A 655-nucleotide genomic window follows, 5' to 3' on the forward strand; every position below is an offset into this window, starting at 1 on the left:
ACTAACAGGCTCGCGCTTTGTGAAAGCGAATATGAGTGGTCCAACTCAGCGCTATTATAAAGACATCACCCGCCTGAGCCGAGCGTTAGCAGTAAGCGCCGATTTTGCCATGTTGACGTTAGGTGGTGACTTGAAGCGTAAAGAGATGATTTCTGCACGTTTGGGTGATGGTTTGAGCTACCTGTACATGGCATCCGCGACGCTGAAGAAATACGAAGATGAAGGGCGTCAGCAAGGCGATTTAAACTTCGTGCATTACGCTGTCCAATACTGTTTGCACAACGCGGCTAAATCGCTGAATGAAGCGTACGCAAACTTCCCAGTGAAATATGTTGGTGGCGTGTTGAAAGGCTTGCTATTTCCACTAGGGAATCACTTCGACAAACCAAGTGATGAGTTAAGTGTCAGCATTGCTGAAGCCATGATGACCCCAGGCGTGCAGCGTGACCGTTTAACCCACTTGTGTTACATCGGTAAATCCGAAAATGATAGCGTAGGTTTGATGGAAAATGCCTTCCTAGCCATGTACGACGTCAAACCATTGGAGCGTAAGCTAATGAAAGCAGCGAAAGATGGAAAAGTGGCTCGTAAAGGTCTTCTGCAAGATCGCTTACAGCAAGCACTTGACGCTGGTGTGTTGACAGAGCGAGAGGTT

General features: G+C 47.8%; 1 protein-coding gene. It reads left to right on the forward strand.

Features of this window, described 5'->3' with window-relative positions:
* Positions 1-655 (forward strand): acyl-CoA dehydrogenase domain-containing protein (locus tag R7Z47_RS25180; protein ID WP_318130807.1); only part of this gene is annotated, 655 nt, incomplete at both ends.

It is taken from the genome of Vibrio sp. 1641, from assembly GCF_033339995.1.
In the GTDB taxonomy this organism is placed as follows: Bacteria; Pseudomonadota; Gammaproteobacteria; order Enterobacterales; family Vibrionaceae; genus Vibrio; species Vibrio alginolyticus.